The organism is Streptomyces sp. NPDC002324 (assembly GCF_053593335.1).
This window is the reverse complement of record NZ_JBSFCF010000002.1, coordinates 1-17785: the sequence shown is the minus strand read 5'-3', so window position 1 is coordinate 17785 and position 17785 is coordinate 1. Positions and strand designations below refer to the sequence as shown.

Sequence of the window (17785 nt, the reverse complement as noted above, 5' to 3'; positions counted from 1 at the left end):
TCATCACCCGCGGCGGTCCGGGACTTTCCGGCGGCTGCCCTCGAAGGCGGCTCCTCAGCCCAGCGGCACCGGCTCCGGCAGCCCGACCGGCCAGCTGTGCACGGGCTCCCCGGAGTGCATGAGCTCGCCGTACCGCCGCGTGGTGGCGGCCAGCGCCGCATCCCGTCCGAGCCCCTTGGCCAGCGCCCGGTGGAACGTTTCCACCTGCCAGGACGCCCCGTTGACCCGCCGTCGGCAGCGCTCCTCGATCACACCGAGATAGAAGTCCCGGTCGACCGGCTCGACCCCCCACGAGTCCAGTCCCACCTCGGCGAGCGGCAACAACTCGTCCCGTACGAGGTTCACGGCGTCCACCGGCCCCACGCCGCCGTAGCGCCCACGCGGCCACTGCAACCGTGCGTCGATGCCGTGCCGGCACGCCTCGTCGAAGTTGGCGGCGGCCGCCTCGAACGGCAGCCGGGTCCACACGGGCCGTGACTCCTCGGCGAGCGCGCGGACGACGCCGTAGTAGAAGGCCGCGTTGGCGATCACGTCCGTGATGGTCGGCCCGGCGGGCAGCACGCGGTTCTCGACCCGCAGGTGCGGAACCCCGTCGGCGATGCCGTAGACGGGACGGTTCCAGCGGTAGATCGTGCCGTTGTGCAGGGTGAGTTCGGCGAGTGAGGGGATGCCGCCCGCGTCGAGGACGCCGATCGGATCCTCGTCGTCGCAGATGGGCAGCAGGGCCGGGAAGAAGCGCAGGTTCTCCTCGAAGAGTTCGTACGCCGAGGAGATCCACCGCTCCCCGAACCAGGTGCGCGGCCGTACGCCCTGGGCCTGGAGTTCGGGCGGGCGGGTGTCGGTGGACTGCTGGAACAGGGGCGGCCGCGACTCCCGCCACAGCTCGTGCCCGAACAGGAACGGCGAGTTGGCCCCGATGGCGACCTGCGCGGCGGCGACCGCCTGGGCGGCGTTCCACACATCGGCGAACCGTCCCGGGGTCACCTGCAGATGCAGTTGCACGGAGGTGCAGGCGGCTTCCGGCGCGATGGACTTCGAGGTGCAGACGAGCCGCTCCACCCCGTCGATGTCCAGGGTGAAGTCCTCACCTCGGGCGGCGACGATCTGGTCGTTCAGCAGGGTGTAGCGGTCGCCCGCGGAGAGGTTCGAGGAGACCAGGTCGTCACGGCCCAGCGTGGGCAGAATACCGATCATCACGATCCCCGCACCCACCTCGATCGCTTTGCGGTCGGCGTAGGCGAGGGACGTGCGCAGCTCCTCGGAAAGCTGGTCGAATACCCTGCCGTCCAGCCGATGTGGAGCTATGTTGACTTCCAGATTGAACATGGCGAGTTCTGTTTGGAAATCTCGACTCGCAATCCGTTCGAGTACTTGCGCATTCATCATTCTCGGCTGACCGTCGCCGTCGACGAGGTTCAGCTCGATCTCCACACCCATGAGGTTCCTGGGGCGGTCGAACCGCTTCTCCTCCAACAGTCGCGCCAGCCCCGTCAGACACTGCCGGAGCTTGTCGCGGTACTGCTGGCGATCGGAGAGGCCAAACGGCCCCGCCACGACCTTCTCCCCCATCGAAGTGTCCCTCCTCGGATGGGCAGGCCGACGCCTCGGCCACTGGTGTCCCGGGTCCACGGTTCATGATGCCCAGGCAGAGCCAGCGGTAACGTCCCGAGCGGGACCTGCACACGCTAGGCTGAGCGCGGTCACCTCCGACCCTATTTCGTCGGCATGCTTCTGGCACATTCAGCGGGCAAGAAAGAGTACGCGCTTTCTGCGGCGCCCTTTCGTAAAAAGCGCCGACGACAACCGGCCGTCCGTTACGCGACGGTAATCCGAGGTCACCGCCACACTCCCCCCGGAAATAGGGGTGACACCCATGTTCCGGCGTCCTGATACCGCCTTGCTCTTCATATCCGGAGCGGCTAGACGAAACCTTGTGTGAACACGTGTCGTATAAACTTCGCAAACGAGGCTGAGAGTCGGCACTCGCGGTCCTCGGTCCTGCCGTCAGGCCACACGCGGCGGACCCCACCCACGCACCCGGACCCGGGCACCCGTCTCCCCGATCCCCGAGAGCTGACAGCGCCGTCCGCCCCCGCCCTCGCGCCACCGTGCCTGTCGAATGGAGAGGCGACCCACCATGCCGCTGCATGTCCCCCCGGCTCCCGCGCCCGCCCTGCGCACCGTCCTCACCGCACTCGGTTCTCCCACCGCCGTCCACGAGGCGCGAACTCCCGCCCTGAAGAACGCCCAGGGGCCCGCCACGCCCGAACTCCCGCTGCCCGTCCACGTACTCGACCGGATCACCCCGCAGGGCACGGGCATCGCCCGGCTCACCGGATGGCGGTTCCTGATCCGCTGCGGCGACCGCGCCGTGGCCGCCGCCGAGACCCGACTGACCCCGGACGGCTGGGCGTTCTCGCACTTCTTCGAAGGCCCGTACATCACCTCGACCGAGCGCGCCCTGCGCCAGGCCGACGTCATGCAGCAGCCCTACCAGCCACGCCTGCTGTCGGTGCCCGAGCTGTACATGCTCACGCTCTGGCTGCACGCCGATCCCACCGCAGACGGCGCCACCGGCGACCCGGCCCCGGCCGACCTGCTGGTCCCGCTGGCGCCCGCACCGCCCGGTATCGCCGCCCACCGGCCCCACCGGGTCACCGACCTCCTCCCGGTACTGACCACCCGGTTGGCACCCGCCCCCCTGCTGGGATCACCCGCCTGAAATCCGGATCGCCTCGCCTTTCGCACCCCTCGCGCCCCGACGCCGATATCCGGTGACGGGGCGCTTGTTTCCGACTACGCGGAATTACCGCTCCTTCGGGCGTCAAAACGCTCGTACGAGCTATTCCCAGCTCTTCCCCGCAGCCGGACTAGCCCCATCCGACCATGGCGTACCACCCGAAAGGACAGTGCGAGAGGGATGAACCATCCGGGCGGGCGATGCGTCATCAACCTGTGAAGAAGTCGTGCTGCGAAATGCCTGCGGATCGACGCCCGTGGGGCAACACTGGGACCGGACCGATTTATCACAACGGGGGGCGGCCATGAACGGGGCTTCACGCCGCGGGACAGACAAAACAGCCATCTCAGACCACACGACCAACCGAAAGATCCCAACAACCATGTGCCAGCACCAGCCACTGTGCCCGACTGCCGAATCCGCCGACCGGGAAGGCGCCCGACTCGTGGCGCACCACCCGGAGCAGGGATGGAGCCTGCTGTGCAACGGCGTTCTGCTCTTCGAGGACACCGGTGAGCTCCTGCCGGACGGCCAGATCATCGCGCCGCACCGCCCGATGGGCACCGTGGTGACCGCCGCCTGAGCCGCACTCACGTGCGCGCAGGGCGAGCGCCCCGCACAGGGCGCCCGCCCGGACAGAAGAGGGGCCGGCCGGAGAAGCACTCTCCGAACCGGCCCCGACGCGTATCCGCGTCCGACTACTCTTCGTAGGCGTCCAGCGGCGGGCAGGAGCAGACCAGGTTCCGGTCACCGAACGCCTGGTCGATCCGGCGCACCGGCGGCCAGTACTTGTCCGCGCGCGAGACCCCGGCCGGGAAGACCGCCTCCTCGCGCGTATAGGCGTGCTTCCACTCGCCGCCGAGCGCGCCCGCGGTGTGCGGTGCGTTCCGCAGCGGGTTGTCGTCCGCGGGCCACTCGCCCGAGCCGACCTTCTCGATCTCCGCGCGGATCGCGATCATCGCCTCGCAGAACCGGTCCAGCTCGCCAAGGTCCTCCGACTCCGTCGGCTCGATCATCAGCGTCCCGGCCACCGGGAACGACATCGTCGGCGCGTGGAAGCCGTAGTCGATCAGTCGCTTGGCGATGTCGTCGACGCTCACCCCGGTCGACTTGGCCAGCGGCCGCAGGTCGATGATGCACTCGTGCGCCACGAGCCCGCCCGGGCCGGTGTAGAGCACCGGGTAGTGCGGCTCCAGCCGCTTGGCGATGTAGTTGGCGCTGAGCACCGCCACCTGCGTGGCCCGCTTCAGCCCCTCACCGCCCATGAGCCGGACGTACGCCCATGAGATCGGCAGGATGCCCGCCGAGCCCCACGGCGCCGCCGAGATCGGGCCGACGCCCGTCTCCGGACCGGCCGCGGGCTGCAGCGGGTGGTTCGGCAGATACGGCGCCAGGTGCTCGCGCACCGCCACCGGACCGACGCCCGGCCCACCGCCGCCGTGCGGGATGCAGAACGTCTTGTGCAGGTTCAGGTGCGAGACGTCACCGCCGAAGTGGCCCGGCTTGGCCAGCCCCACCAGCGCGTTGAGGTTGGCGCCGTCGACGTACACCTGGCCGCCCGCGTCGTGCACCTGCGCGCAGATGTCGGCCACGTGCTCCTCGAACACGCCGTGCGTCGACGGGTACGTGATCATCAGCACGGACAGTTCGTCGCGGTACTGCTCGATCTTCGCCCGCAGGTCCTCGACGTCGATCTCGCCGTCGTCGGCGGTCTTCACGACGACGACCTTCATGCCGGCCATGACGGCACTCGCCGCGTTGGTGCCGTGCGCGGAGGACGGGATGAGGCACACCGTCCGCTGCTCGTCACCTGCCGCCCGGTGATACCCGCGCACGGCCAGCAGCCCGGCCAGCTCCCCCTGCGAGCCCGCGTTCGGCTGCAGGGACACCTTGTCGTACCCGGTGGCCTCCGCCAGCCGCTCCTCCAGCTCACGGATGAGCGTGAGATACCCCTGCGCCTGCCCGGCGGGCGCGAACGGGTGCAGCTGCCCGAACTCGGGCCACGTCACCGGCTCCATCTCGGTGGTGGCGTTGAGCTTCATCGTGCAGGAGCCGAGCGGGATCATGCCCCGGTCCAGAGCGTAGTCCCGGTCCGCGAGCCGGCGCAGGTAGCGCAGCATCGCGGTCTCGGAGCGGTGGTCGTGGAACACCGGGTGCGTCAGGTAGTCGTCCGACCGCAGCAGCTCCTCGGGCAGCGTGTCCGCCGCGGCGGCGTCCAGGACCTCCACGTCGCCCTCCACGCCGAACGCGGTCCATACGGCGCCCAGCTGGGCCCGCGTGGTGGTCTCGTCGCAGGAGACCGACACCAGACCGGCGTCCACGAGGTGCAGGTTCACGCCATGTTCCCGCGCGGCGGCCACGACCTCAGCGGCCCGACCCGGCACCCGCACGGTCAGCGTGTCGAAGTACGACCCGTGCACGACCTCGATCCCACCGGCCGTGAGCCCCGCGGCGAGCACGGTGGCGTACCGGTGGGTACGCCGGGCGATGGTCCGCAGCCCCTCCGGACCGTGGTAGACGGCGTACATGCCGGCCATCACGGCGAGCAGCACCTGCGCCGTACAGATGTTGCTGGTCGCCTTCTCCCGCCGGATGTGCTGCTCCCGCGTCTGCAGGGCCAGCCGGTACGCCTTGTGCCCGTCGGCGTCCACGGACACCCCGACGAGCCGTCCGGGCAGGCTGCGCGCGAACTTCTCCTGTACGGCCATGTAGCCCGCGTGCGGCCCGCCGAAGCCCATCGGCACACCGAACCGCTGTGTGGTCCCGACGGCGATGTCGGCGCCCAGCTCACCGGGCGGGGTCAGCAGGGTCAGCGCCAGCAGATCGGCGGCGACGGTGACGAGCGCGCCGAGTGCGTGGGCCTGTTCGACGACCGGCTTCAGATCCCGTACGACACCGGAGGCGCCCGGGTACTGCAGGAGCACCCCGTTGATGTCGCGCGAGGCGATGTCGGCCGGGATTCCCTCGCTCAGATCGGCGACGACGACCTCGACACCGGCCGGCTCGGCGCGGGTCCGGATCACGGCGATCGTCTGCGGCAGCGCGTCCGCGTCGACGAGGAAGAGGCCCTTCTTGTTCTTGCCCATGCGCCGCGACAACGCCATGGCCTCGGCGGCGGCGGTGCCCTCGTCGAGCAGCGAGGCCCCGGAGGTGGGCAGCCCCGTCAGCTCGGCGACCACGGTCTGGAAGTTCAGCAGGGCCTCCAGCCGCCCCTGGGAGATCTCGGGCTGGTACGGGGTGTAGGCCGTGTACCAGGCCGGGTTCTCCATGACGTTGCGGAGGATGACGGGCGGTGTGAAGGTCCCGTAGTACCCGAGCCCGATCATCGAGCCCAGCACCTGGTTGCGGTCCGCGAGGGAACGCAGCTCGGCGAGCACCTCGGCCTCGGTACGCGCCCCGGGGAGGTCCAGCGCCTCGGCGTTCTTGATCACATCCGGGACCGCGGCCGCCGTCAGCTCGTCCAGCGAGCCGTACCCGACGTGCGCGAGCATCTTGGCCCGGGCCTCGGCGTCCGGGCCGATGTGGCGCCGCTCGAAGGGGATTCCCTGTTCGAGCTCGGAAAGCGGAATGCGATGGGCGGTCATTACGGAGGCCTCCTGGTCTGACACGACCTTCGAGGGGCACCACGGCACGGGCGCCCCGACGGCCTCCCCCTCTGTCATCTCAACCTGAGAGCTTCACCGGTCCAGGTACAAACCGGCTTTCACCGTCGGTGAGAGCGGGAGCCGTGGCACCCGCTCTGCTTTCCAGAGTGACCTCGTCCGTGCGGTACGTGAGCCTGAGAGATTCCGGGGAGGATTTGCTCCTTCGGCGCCTCCGGATGGTGTCCGGAGGACTCTCCCGCACGGGGTCAGCAGCCGCTGCCAGCGTATCAGCGCGGGCAACGCACAGGTCTTCGAGTGGCCGCCACTCCCGATGTGCCTTTTCGTAGTGGTGAGAGACGATTTGCAACCCCTTGGCGACCACCTGGAGGGCCCGTGCAGACCGACATCGATCCGCGCCACCTGATCGGCCGCAAGGCGTTCGACCGCAAGGGCAGCAAGATCGGCACCGTGGACGAGGTCTACCTGGACGACGCCACCGGCATCCCCGAGTGGGCCGCGATACGCATGGGCCTCTTCGGCCGCGACGCCTTCGTCCCCCTGGAGCCCAGCGAACTGTACGAGGGCACCCTACGCATCCCCTTCGACCGCGCCCTCATCAAGGACGCCCCCGACTTCGGCGTGGGCCGCCACCTCTCCCCGGAACAGGAACTCCAGCTCTACCACCACTACGGCCTGGACATAGCCCCGCCCCCGCCCCTGGACCGCGACTTCGGCGACGTGGCGAAGCGCGACGACACCTGAGCCGATCCCCGCCGCACCCGCGGCCGGCACGAAGGCACCGGACGGCCGACGCGCCCTCGCGCCACCCCGGTGCCACCTGGCGCCACCGTGGCCTCAGCCCAGCACCCCACCCGGCACCAGCGGCAACGGTTCCGCCGGCTCCAGCGCGGCGTCGTCCGTCCTGAACGTCCGCACCCGCCCCGGCCCCACATCGAGCGGCGTCTCGAACCGCACGGTGACCCGCCCGAGCCCGCTCCCCTGCACCCAGCCGTGCCCGTACTCGGCGTGCCGCACATCGTGCCCGGCCCTGAAGATCCGCTCCCCGCCCGCGCTCTCCTCCGCCACGGGCACCTCCACGCTGCCTCCGGCCTCCTCCTCGACGAGCTCCGGCTCTCCCGCCGCCTGTGCGAACAGGTCCTCCTGCGTGTAGTCGGCGAGCCCGCTCACCCCGACCCCGAGCAGCCGCACCCCACCCGTCGTGTCCACGGCCTCCAGCAGCCGGGCCGCGGCCTCGCGCACCACCGCGGGATCGTCCGTGGGTCCCCGCAACGTCTCGGACCGGGTCAGCGTCGAGAAGTCGTACCGTCGCACCTTCAGCACGATCGTCCGCCCCGACAGTCCGGCCTCCCGCAGCCTGCGCACACACCGGTCCGCGAGCAGCTGCACCTCCATCCGGACCCGTACCCGGTCATGGATGTCCACGTCGTAGGTGTCCTCCACCGACACCGACTTCGTGTCCCGCTCGGCCACCACCGCCCGGTCGTCCCGTGCCAGCGCCATCGCGTACAGCCCGTGCCCATGGGCCTTGCCGAGCAGTCGTACGACCTCGTCCTCCCCCGCCTCCACGATCTCCTCGACCGTGGTGATCCCGGCCCGCCGCAGATGGTCCCCGGTCGCCGGGCCCACCCCCGGCAGGATCCGCACGGACATCGGTCCCAGCAACGCCCGCTCGGTCCCCGGCTCGATCAGCACCAGCCCGTCCGGCTTGGCCTCCTCGGAGGCGATCTTCGCGAGCATCTTGGAGGCCGCGAGCCCCACGGAACCCGTCAGCGCGGTCATGGCCCGTATGTCCGCACGCAACCGCTCCCCCACGAGCCGCGCCGACGCCTCGTCCGAGGCCGCGCCCCCGGCCTCCAGATCCACGAACGCCTCGTCCAGGCTCAGCGGCTCCACCAGCGGCGACAACGCACGCAACAACCCCATGACCTGATCGCTGATCGCCCGGTAGAAGGTGAAGCGCGGCGTGAGATACGCGGCGTTCGGCGCGAGGCGGCGCGCCTGCGCCATCGGCATCGCCGAATGCACCCCGAAGACCCGCGCCTCGTACGAGGAGGTCGCGACCACCCCGCGCGGCCCCAGCCCGCCGACGACAACGGCTTTCCCCCGCAGACTCGGCTTCGACGCCTGCTCCGCCGAGGCGTAGAAGGCATCCATGTCGAGATGCAGGATCGTGGGCGCGGTTCTCACAGCTCCGATGCTGCCCTACGCCACTGACAACGCCCCACCCTGAGGCCGGGGCGCCCCTCAGACCGCCCGGTTGCGCCGCCGTGCCAGCTCGTCCGCCGGATTGTGGCCCACGAGCGTCTCCCCCGTGTCGACCCGCTCCCCGTGCAGCTGCGAGAGAGCGCTTTCGACATCACGCCAGACCACCCCCACGGCGATCCCGAAAACCCCCTGGCCGCCCTGGAGCAGGGCGTGGACCTCGTCGGGCGACGTGCACTCGTAGACCGTCGCACCGTCACTCATGAGCGTCATCCGCTCCAGATCACTGAAGCCCCGCTCCCGCAGGTGCTGCACGGCGGTGCGGATGTTCTGCAGGGACACTCCCGTGTCGAGGAACCGTTTCACGATCTTCAGGACGACGACGTCCCGGAAGCTGTAGAGCCGCTGCGTCCCCGAACCCTGGGCGGAGCGCACACTCGGCTCCACCAGGCCCGTGCGAGCCCAGTAGTCGAGCTGGCGGTAGGTGATGCCGGCGGCCGCGCACGCGGTGGGACCGCGGTAGCCGACCTGCTCGTGCGGCTCGGGCGCCGCCTCCGCGCTGTCCTGCACGGCCGTGGGCCGCTGCGGGACGTGACCGGCCGCGCTGCCCTGATGGGGCTCCCCCCAGCCCGGGCGCGGCCGAGAGCCTGGGGGAGGGTACGGCCCGCCGTCCCCCAGCCTGCGTCCGGGGGCACCCCCAGCCGTGCCGTCGCCGCTGCTTCTCACGCCGACCTCCGTCCTTGACCTGCCTCATCGACGGTAGGCAGCCGCCCGGGGTGCGTCAACGACCATCGCACTCGCCACGCCGAGTGATAATCACCCTGAGAGTGGTTTCCCGTGCCCTTCCGCGGGGAAAGGCTAGCCGAATGCGCTCCGATCGGACCGTCCGACGACGCACCGCTCCCGGGCCGGTACCGCCCCGGGCGGCGTCCGCCACGGACCGGGCCCGCGCCCGCAGGGCCGTCGAAGCGGAATCCCCACCCGCGCGCACAGGGCCGCCGACGAGGGGCGGTCAAGGCCCGTCGGCCCGGTACGACCGCCTGCCCGGCCTCACTGGCTGTTCGTTCCGAAGTCCTCGGGCGAGATCTGGTCGAGGAACTCGCGGAACTTCTCCACCTCGTCCTCCTGCTCGTCCGGGATCGCGATACCCGCGTCGTCGAGCACCCCGTCACTGCCGAAGATCGGCGTCCCGGTACGCAGCGCCAGCGCTATGGCGTCGGAGGGCCGGGCACTCACCTCGACCCCACTGGCGAACACCAGCTCCGCGTAGAAGACGCCCTCACGCAGGTCGGTGATGCGCACTTCCGTGAGCTCCTGGCCGACAGCCTCCAGCACGTCCTTGAACAGGTCGTGGGTCAGCGGTCGTGCGGGGGCCATGCCCTGTTGGGCGAAAGCGATCGCCGTCGCCTCCCCCGGCCCGATCCAGATGGGGAGGTAACGGTCGCCTCCCACTTCGCGCAGGAGCACGATCGGTTGGTTGGAGGGCATTTCCACCCGGACACCTACGACATCGAGCTCGTTCACACAGCAACCCTAGGCCGTGCTCGGGATGTTTGGGTAGTCGGGCTCGGATCGGCCGACCGATCCGCCACAGGCGAACACCGCCCCTCAGCGCAGCCGTACACCCAGCGCGCTGCGCACGAGAGCGGCGTGCAGCTTCACCGTCAGCCCCGCCAGCTCCCGTACCTGGTCCTCCGCATGCGCTCTGGTCTGCGGGTTACGGTGGCGCCGCAGGGGCGCGACCACCTGATCGACGAGTCCCGCCTCACGGTCCGCCGCGGCACGCATCACCCTCAGGTGCCGAGGCTCGATACCGAATCGCCCCAGTTCGACCACAAGCGTGGCGATGGTGAGAACCTCGGCGTCGTACGACCCGTCCGACAGCGGTGCCACCAGCCCGTACGACTCCCACTCGGCCAGCTGCTCCTCGTCGATCCCGGCGCCCGCGATGAACTCGCCCCGCCCGATCCGGGCGGCCGCCGGCTCCTCGGGCTCGCCGAGGAGCTCGCTCAGGCGCTCGCCGTCGTCGACGTCACGCTGACGCCCCACGGACGGCAGACGGACGTCCTCGCCCCGCTCCAGGGCCTCCAGATACTCACGGATCACCTTGAGCGGCAGATAGTGGTCCCGCTGCATCCTGAGGACGTGTCCGAGCCGCTCGACGTCCTCGGCACTGAACTTGCGATACCCCGAGGGTGTCCGCTGCGGCTCGATGAGCCCCTCGGACTCCAGGAAACGGATCTTGGAGATGGTTACCTCGGGGAACTCCTCACGCAGCATGTTCAGCACGGTGCCGATGCTCATGAGGTCACTGTCCGCGGCGGCGGTGCCGTGATCGGCACCACCGCTCGTTGTTCGAAGCATGGACCTTCCCTGGGGTACCCCGGATCCGGTCCGGGGGCGGGTCAGTAGCCCCGCTGGCTCGCGTAGAAGACCAGCCGGTACTTGCCGATCTGCACCTCGTCGCCGTTGTGCAGGGCGACCTGGTCGATCCGCTCACGGTTGACGTACGTCCCGTTGAGGCTGCCCACGTCGGCGACCGTGAACGAGCCGTCCTGGCCTCGGCGGAACTCCACGTGGCGGCGCGACACGGTCACGTCGTCGAGGAAGATGTCGCTCTGCGGGTGACGGCCCGCCGTGGTGAGATCGCCGTCCAGCAGGAAGCGGCTGCCCGCGTTCGGCCCACGGCGAACGACCAGGAGCGCCGAGCCGAGCGGAAGCGCGTCGACGGCGGCCTGGGCCTCGGGAGAGAGCGCCGGCAGCTGGGTCTGGCCGGTGACCTCGGAGTCGTAGGCCTCGAGACCGGAGATGGAGATGGTCGAGGTCGTCTCGGACGGACGCTCGGCGGTCGCCCCGGCCCGCAGCGGAGCACCGCAGTTCGAGCAGAAGCGGCTGTTCTCCGCGTTGCGGTTACCGCACCTCGTACACACCAGGGCCGACATCGACGGATCCTCCTGCCGCGGCTGCCCCGCCGGGGCATGGGACGCATACGGGTCTGAGCTGAACCCTCCACCCGTACCTGAGGTTGACGGTTCCCCGAAACCTATGCGGCCCGACTGCGCAGGGTCAACAGACGGCGCGCCCTGACCTCCGGAAATGTCACTTCCCGGACCAGCGACCTGGTCCCGGAACATGGGGCGCTCGCCACCCTGCCCCTCCGCTTCCGAAGGCTGCACGCGATGGCGTGAGGTCGCGTTGTCGCTGCCCTCTCGCGCGCTCTTGCCGAACAACTTCGCAAACAACTTCACGGGCGATTCCCCTTGACCGAAACAGACCCGCCCGTGGGGCAGGACGAACCCTGACTGAACACACCGGCCGACCCGGACAACCTCACAACGTCCGTATCCACCAGACAGTTTCCACCACGCACCACCCAATCGGTGCGCCGACCCCCCCGCAACCTCATGCCCTCGCCGGACGGGCCCCATGCACCTGCGGTTCACTGGGAGGACGACCGAGCGTAGTCAGGCCGCTTCGCCGCTCGCAAGGCGTCCACAACGATCTTCTCCGCCCGCCGCACGGTCACGGTGGCCTGCTCCTTCTCCAGTGTCTGCACCACGCCTCCGGGGATGTTCAGTGCGGGCTCCAGGTCCTTCGGGTTGCCGATGACCTTGAAACGAAAGGGCTGGGTGATCTTGTTCCCGTCGACACTGATTCCCGCACCGGAATCGGTCAGATAAGTGCTGGCCACCACCCGTACGCCGTTCACCTGGATCGCCTCGGCGCCGGCCGCGCGCAGCTCCTGGATCGCGTCGAGCAACATGTCCGCCTCGACCGTCCCCTTCGTGTCGTCGATCGTCAGTGTGATACCGGGTCCCTGCGCCGCCACCGTGCCCGCCAGAATGCCGAGTTGCCGCTCCTTCTCGACCGTCTGCTTGCGTGCCTCCTCGGCCTGGTCCGAGCTGTTCTCCAACTCGGTGCGCTGATCCTCCAGACCCTGCTTCTCCTCCTCCAGACGCTGCGTACGGTCATCCAGTTCATCGAGGATGCGTACGAGATCTTCCTGACGTGCTCCGCGCAGCGCGCTGTCGTCGTTGTTGGAGGCCACCTGGATGGCCAGTCCGAAGCCGAGGCCGAACAGCAGGACCGCCACGATGAGTTGGGCGCGGGTGAAGCGCGGCGGCCACAGCCCCTGCGCCAGACGCTGCCGCCCCGTCTGCTTGTTCTCTTCCTCCCGAGGAGCCTCGCCGGCCTGCGGGGCGGCCGTGGAGGGCACCTCCTGGGGCAGTTCCCGGCGCAGCCGAGTCGTCGGCGCGTCGTCCTCTCCCCGGCCCGGGGTCGGCTCGGGCTTCGGCGTCTCGTCCCGCTCGTTCATCGGCCTCACGCCCGGAAGACGTGCCGGCGGATCGCCGCGGCGTTGGAGAAGATGCGGATACCGAGGACGACCACGACGCCCGTGGAGAGCTGGGCACCGACGCCCAGCTTGTCGCCGAGGAAGACGATCAGGGCGGCCACCACCACGTTCGACAGGAACGACACCACGAAGACCTTGTCGTCGAAGATGCCGTCCAGCATCGCGCGCAGCCCACCGAAGACGGCGTCGAGCGCCGCCACCACGGCGATGGGGAGGTACGGCTCGACGACCGCCGGTACCTCGGGCCGGACCAACAGTCCGGCCACGACTCCGAGGACGAGGCCCAGTACGGCGATCACGATGTGCCCTTCTCTGTGCTCGGTTGTGCTGTTCGTACGATCACGCTCGGCGCGGCCGGCACCTTGACGTCACCCTCCACGGAGATGCTCGTCCTGATGCCGAAGTTCTCCTGGAGGGCATGCAGATACAGCCCGTCGGGGCTGTTCTGGAACTTGGTGCTCAACCGCTGCCCGTCGCCCACCGCGAGGACCGTGTAGGGCGGTGCCAGCGGCTTGTTGTCGACCAGTATCGCGTCGCCGGCGGCCCTGATCGCCGACAGCGCGGTGAGCCGCTGCCCGTTGATCGAGACCGCCTCGGCACCCGAGGCCCACAGGCCGTTCACCACGCGCTGCATGTCCCGGTCGCGCACCCGCCCGGTGTCCGAGAACCCGGACGTCTCACGCGGGTCACCGTCACCGCCCTGCGCGGCGCCCTTGGAGTCGTTGACGACGAGCCGCACCCCGGGGCCGTGCACCTCGACGGCGCCCGACAGGACGCCCACCAGGTCGTTCCCGTCACTGCCGCCGTCGTCCTTCAGCGCCTTGCGCTGCCGCGCGCCCACGTCGTCACGGAGTGCGTCCACGGAGTCCTCCAACTCGTCCGCGGCCGTCGTCTCCTGCTGAATGCGGTCGATCAGCTCCTCGCGCTCCTTGGCGACCACGGGAGCGCTTATCCGCGCCTGCGCCGCGCCCACCGTCACCACCAGGGCGGCAAGCACCAGCCCGACCGCGAGCCCCAGCTTGGCCCGCACGGTCTTGGGCATGCCCTCGGTGCCCGCGGCCTTCCGGCGGGCGGCGGCCTCGGCGTATCCGTCGTCGAGGCTGTGATCCATGACGTTGTTGAGCAGCGACATGGAGGCGTCCGGACGCGACGGGCGCGTGGGTGTGCTCCGAACGGGGGGCTGCTGCGGCATGCCGCACATCGTCGCACGTCGCGGCCACTACCTCCGAACGGCCCCACCGGCGTGCCGGACAGGCCCCGTTGGGGGCACTTGTCCGGCACGCACGCGCGCGGGGCGGTTCAGCGTCCGGCGCTGTCCACGACCGCCGACCACTCGTCCAGGAGAGCCTGCGCGGAGGCGTCGTCGGTTCCCTCGGCCCACAGATGGGTGACGGCCTCGGCCGGGTCCGGCAGCACCATCACCCACCGACCGTCCGTCTCCACGACCCGCACCCCGTCGGTCGTGTCGACGAAGCGGTCACCGGCCGCCTCCACGACCCGGCGCATCACCAGGCCCTTGACGGCCCACGGGGTGGCGAGATCCCGCTTGAGGACATGCGCCCGCGGAATCCGCGCGTCGATCTGGCTGAGCGTGAGCTGCGTCCGGGCCACGAGCCCGATGAGCCGTACGAAGGCCGCCGTGCCGTCGAAGACACTGCTGAACTCCGGCACGATGAACCCACCGCGGCCGTCACCGCCGAAGATCGTCGTCTCGTCCCCGCCGACCCGCGTGAGGTCGTCCGGCGAGGTGGTCGTCCACTCGACCTGCGTGCCGTGGTACGCCGCGACCTGCTCACCGATCCTGGTGGTGGTCACCGGCAGCGCCACCCGGCCGCTGCGCCGCTCCGCGGCCACCAGGTCGAGCATGACCAGCAGGGCCCGGTCGTCCTCGACGATCCGCCCCTTCTCGTCGACGAGCGACAACCGCTCTCCGACGGGGTCGAACCGCACACCGAACGCCGCTCGCGATGACGCCACGATCTCGCCGAGCCGCACCAGCCCGGAGCGCCGCATGTCACCGGTCTCCGTCGGCCTGGACTCGTCCAGACCGGGGTTGATCGTCAACGAGTCGACACCGAGCTTGCCGAGCAGGCTCGGCAGCACGAGACCCGCGCTGCCGTTGGACGCGTCCACGACGACCTTGAGCCCCGACTCGGCGATGCCCGTCGTGTCGACGTTCCGCAGCAGCGAGCCGGTGTACGAGTCGAACACGCTGGCCGGGAAGTGCAGGTCCCCGATCTCCCCGGGGAACGCGCGGCGGTACTCCTGCCGCGCGAACACCCGGTCCAGCTTCCGCTGACTGCCTTGCGAGAGGTCGGCGCCCTGCCCGTCGAAGAACATGATGTCGACGGAGTCCGGGACCCCCGGCGTCGTGCGAATCATGATCCCGCCGGCACTGCCCCGCGCGGTCTGCTGCCGCGCCACCGGCAGCGGTACGTTCTCCAGGTCCCGTACGTCGATGGCGCTGGCCTGCAGTGCCGAGATGACCGCCCGCTTCAGTGCACGGGCGCCTCGGGAGTGGTCCCGGGCCGTGGTGACCGTGGAGCCCTTCTTGAGCGTCGTGGCGTACGCTCCGGCGAGCCTCACGGCCAGTTCCGGGGTGATCTCCACATTCAGGATGCCGGAGACACCACGGGCACCGAACAGATGCGCCTGCCCCCGGGACTCCCAGATCACCGAGGTGTTGACGAAAGCGCCGGCCTCGATCGTCTTGAACGGGTAGACCCGCACATTCCCCTGGATGATCGATTCTTCGCCGACGAGGCACTCGTCGCCGATCACCGCGCCGTCCTCGATCCGTGCGGCGCGCATGATGTCGGTGTTCTTGCCGACCACGCAGCCACGCAGATTGCTGTGCTGCCCGATGTAGACGTTGTCGTGGACCACGGCCTTGTGCAGGAAAGCGCCGCTCTTCACGACGACGTTCGAGCCCACGACGGTGTGCTCCCGGATTTCGGCGCCGGCTTCGACCTTGGCGTAGTCCCCGACGTACAGCGGCCCGCGCAGTACGGCGTCGGGGTGCACTTCGGCGCCTTCGGCGATCCACACTCCGGGTGACAGTTCGAAACCGTCGATCTCGACGTCGACCTTGCCTTCGAGCACGTCGGCCTGAGCCTTGACGTAGCTCTCGTGCGTGCCGACGTCCTCCCAGTAGCCCTCGGCGACATAGCCGTAGACCGGCTTGCCCTCCTTCATCAGCTGCGGGAAGACATCGCCGGACCAGTCGACGGGAACGTCGGCCTCGACATAGTCGAAGACTTCGGGCTCCATCACATAGATGCCCGTGTTCACGGTGTCCGAGAAGACCTGACCCCAGGTCGGCTTCTCCAGGAACCGCTCGACCTTGCCTTCCTCGTCGACGATGGTGATACCGAATTCCAGGGGATTCGGCACCCGCGTCAGACAGACAGTGACCAGCGCACCCTTTTCCTTGTGGAAATTGATGAGCTCGGTGAGGTCGAAGTCCGTGAGGGCATCGCCGGAGATGACGAGGAACGCGTCGTCCTTCAGCGCTTCCTCGGCGTTCTTCACGCTCCCGGCGGTACCGAGTGGCTTCTCCTCATTGGCATAGGTGAGCTCCATCCCGAGCTCCTCGCCATCACCGAAGTAGTTCTTGACCAGTGACGCCAGGAACTGGACTGTAACGACGGTCTCATTGAGCCCATGCCTTTTGAGCAGCCTGAGCACATGCTCCATGATCGGGCGGTTCACCACGGGCAGGAGCGGCTTGGGCATGCTCGAGGTCATGGGGCGAAGGCGTGTGCCTTCACCTCCGGCCATCACGACGGCCTTCATGTCGGAAGCGTCCTCCTTGAAGAGACGAGGGTCTAGCCGACTTCACCCGTCCGGAGTGTCCCGCACTTTTTCAAAGCGGGCCATCGAGCCACCTACGGCCGCCCCATCGGGCGGGCTCAATCGGCCATGGCGTCCGCACTGACGAGTCGGCGGACCTGAACCACGTAGAGGATCCCTGCCCACCAATAGAGCGTTGTACCCCATCCGGCGAACGCCCATCCGAAAATAGCAGCGAGTGACGAGATCCATCCACTTCCGTCACTGAGCAGGAGCAACGGGAAGGCGTACATCAAGTTGAAGGTAGCCGCCTTGCCGAGGAAGTTCACCTGCGGCGGCGGATAGCCGTGCCGTCTGAGGATGCCCACCATCACCAGCAGGACCAGCTCACGCAAGAGCAGTAGAGCGGTCAACCAGAATGGCAGAATCTCGCGCCAGGTGAGGCCCACGAGGGTTGACAGAATGTACAGCCTGTCAGCCGCGGGATCGAGGAGCCGGCCCAGGCTGCTGATCTGGTTCCAGCGCCGCGCCAGCATGCCGTCCAGATAGTCACTGACGCCGCTGAGAGCGATCACCAGGAACGCCCAGCCGTCGACCTTGGGGCCGCCGAACTCGGGCCAGAGAATCAACCACAGGAAGACGGGCACACCAACGAGCCGCGCCATGCTGAGAATGTTCGGGATGGTGAGGACCCGGTCCGTCTGGACCCGGGTCTCCTGTACCTCCACCCGGGGGCCTCCTGTGGGAAATGAGCCAACGATGCCCCCTGACCCTACCTCAACGCAAAAAAGCTCTGGCTCCTGGGCGGTGTGCCCAAGAGCCAGAGCTATAAAAGGAGTTCGGCGGCGTCCTACTCTCCCACAGGGTCCCCCCTGCAGTACCATCGGCGCTGTAAGGCTTAGCTTCCGGGTTCGGAATGTAACCGGGCGTTTCCCTCACGCTATGACCACCGAAACACTATGAAACACTCAACCGCACCACACCCGTGACCATGGGCATGGGGTTGTTCGTGGTTTCAGAACCAACACAGTGGACGCGAGCAACTGAGGACAAGCCCTCGGCCTATTAGTACCAGTCAACTCCACCCGTTAC

At 69.0% G+C, this 17785-nt stretch carries 15 protein-coding genes, 1 rRNA gene and 1 riboswitch; of the genes, 3 read left to right on the top strand and 13 right to left on the bottom strand.

Going from position 1 to position 17785, the window contains the following annotated elements:
• Positions 1 to 54: 54 nt before the first annotated feature.
• Positions 55 to 1569: a glutamate--cysteine ligase gene (locus ACWCRJ_RS03040; protein ID WP_450937615.1), complete on the bottom strand. Its 1515-nt coding sequence runs from the start codon at positions 1567 to 1569 to the stop codon at positions 55 to 57.
• A 568-nt stretch (positions 1570 to 2137) separates the two neighbouring features.
• Between ACWCRJ_RS03040 and ACWCRJ_RS03035 the strand changes: the two genes are divergently transcribed.
• Positions 2138 to 2722 carry a hypothetical protein gene (locus ACWCRJ_RS03035; protein ID WP_450937614.1) on the top strand — a complete coding sequence of 195 codons (585 nt, stop codon included), beginning with the start codon at positions 2138 to 2140 and terminating at the stop codon, positions 2720 to 2722.
• A gap of 400 nt (positions 2723 to 3122) precedes the next feature.
• Positions 3123 to 3323 carry a DUF5999 family protein gene (locus tag ACWCRJ_RS03030; RefSeq protein WP_013005137.1) on the top strand — a complete coding sequence of 67 codons (201 nt, stop codon included), beginning with the start codon at positions 3123 to 3125 and terminating at the stop codon, positions 3321 to 3323.
• Between the two features lie 115 nt (positions 3324 to 3438).
• On the opposite strand, the gene gcvP is transcribed toward ACWCRJ_RS03030, so the two are convergent.
• Positions 3439 to 6324: an aminomethyl-transferring glycine dehydrogenase gene (gene gcvP, locus ACWCRJ_RS03025; RefSeq protein WP_450937613.1), complete on the bottom strand. Its 2886-nt coding sequence runs from the start codon at positions 6322 to 6324 to the stop codon at positions 3439 to 3441.
• Positions 6325 to 6496: 172 nt separating this feature from the next.
• A riboswitch (glycine riboswitch) is annotated at positions 6497 to 6593 on the bottom strand.
• A 124-nt stretch (positions 6594 to 6717) separates the two neighbouring features.
• On the opposite strand from gcvP, the gene ACWCRJ_RS03020 reads away from it, so the two are divergent.
• Positions 6718 to 7086, top strand: a complete 369-nt coding sequence (locus tag ACWCRJ_RS03020) for a PRC-barrel domain-containing protein (RefSeq protein WP_450937612.1) — start codon at positions 6718 to 6720, stop codon at positions 7084 to 7086.
• Positions 7087 to 7179: 93 nt separating this feature from the next.
• Here ACWCRJ_RS03020 and ACWCRJ_RS03015 read toward each other — a convergent pair whose 3' ends face one another.
• The 11 genes from ACWCRJ_RS03015 to rrf all read right to left on the bottom strand — a co-directional run bounded on the left by ACWCRJ_RS03015 (position 7180) and on the right by rrf (position 17647).
• Positions 7180 to 8532 carry a DNA polymerase IV gene (locus ACWCRJ_RS03015; RefSeq protein ID WP_450937611.1) on the bottom strand — a complete coding sequence of 451 codons (1353 nt, stop codon included), beginning with the start codon at positions 8530 to 8532 and terminating at the stop codon, positions 7180 to 7182.
• A gap of 57 nt (positions 8533 to 8589) precedes the next feature.
• Positions 8590 to 9273, bottom strand: a complete 684-nt coding sequence (locus ACWCRJ_RS03010; protein WP_450937610.1) for a MerR family transcriptional regulator — start codon at positions 9271 to 9273, stop codon at positions 8590 to 8592.
• Positions 9274 to 9597: 324 nt separating this feature from the next.
• Positions 9598 to 10071 (bottom strand): bifunctional nuclease family protein, encoded by a 474-nt coding sequence (locus ACWCRJ_RS03005; protein ID WP_005475662.1) that lies wholly within the window; start codon positions 10069 to 10071, stop codon positions 9598 to 9600.
• Between the two features lie 84 nt (positions 10072 to 10155).
• Positions 10156 to 10911 (bottom strand): transcriptional regulator FtsR, encoded by a 756-nt coding sequence (gene ftsR / locus ACWCRJ_RS03000; RefSeq protein ID WP_450937609.1) that lies wholly within the window; start codon positions 10909 to 10911, stop codon positions 10156 to 10158.
• A gap of 41 nt (positions 10912 to 10952) precedes the next feature.
• Complete coding sequence (locus ACWCRJ_RS02995) at positions 10953 to 11924, bottom strand: FHA domain-containing protein (RefSeq protein WP_078907371.1); 972 nt, start codon at positions 11922 to 11924, stop codon at positions 10953 to 10955.
• A gap of 62 nt (positions 11925 to 11986) precedes the next feature.
• Positions 11987 to 12862, bottom strand: a complete 876-nt coding sequence (locus tag ACWCRJ_RS02990; protein WP_450937608.1) for a DUF881 domain-containing protein — start codon at positions 12860 to 12862, stop codon at positions 11987 to 11989.
• Between the two features lie 5 nt (positions 12863 to 12867).
• Positions 12868 to 13200 (bottom strand): small basic family protein, encoded by a 333-nt coding sequence (locus ACWCRJ_RS02985; RefSeq protein ID WP_009343209.1) that lies wholly within the window; start codon positions 13198 to 13200, stop codon positions 12868 to 12870.
• On the bottom strand, positions 13197 to 14102 hold the full coding sequence (locus ACWCRJ_RS02980) for a DUF881 domain-containing protein (protein ID WP_450937607.1): 906 nt from the start codon (positions 14100 to 14102) through the stop codon (positions 13197 to 13199). The genes ACWCRJ_RS02985 and ACWCRJ_RS02980 overlap by 4 nt, the downstream gene beginning before the upstream one ends.
• A 98-nt stretch (positions 14103 to 14200) precedes the next feature.
• Complete coding sequence (locus ACWCRJ_RS02975; protein WP_450937606.1) at positions 14201 to 16696, bottom strand: sugar phosphate nucleotidyltransferase; 2496 nt, start codon at positions 16694 to 16696, stop codon at positions 14201 to 14203.
• 116 nt (positions 16697 to 16812) lie between these two features.
• Positions 16813 to 17421, bottom strand: coding sequence for a CDP-alcohol phosphatidyltransferase family protein (locus tag ACWCRJ_RS02970; protein WP_037704781.1), 609 nt, complete (start codon positions 17419 to 17421; stop codon positions 16813 to 16815).
• Between the two features lie 109 nt (positions 17422 to 17530).
• A 5S ribosomal RNA gene (gene rrf, locus ACWCRJ_RS02965) occupies positions 17531 to 17647 on the bottom strand.
• Positions 17648 to 17785: the final 138 nt, after the last annotated feature.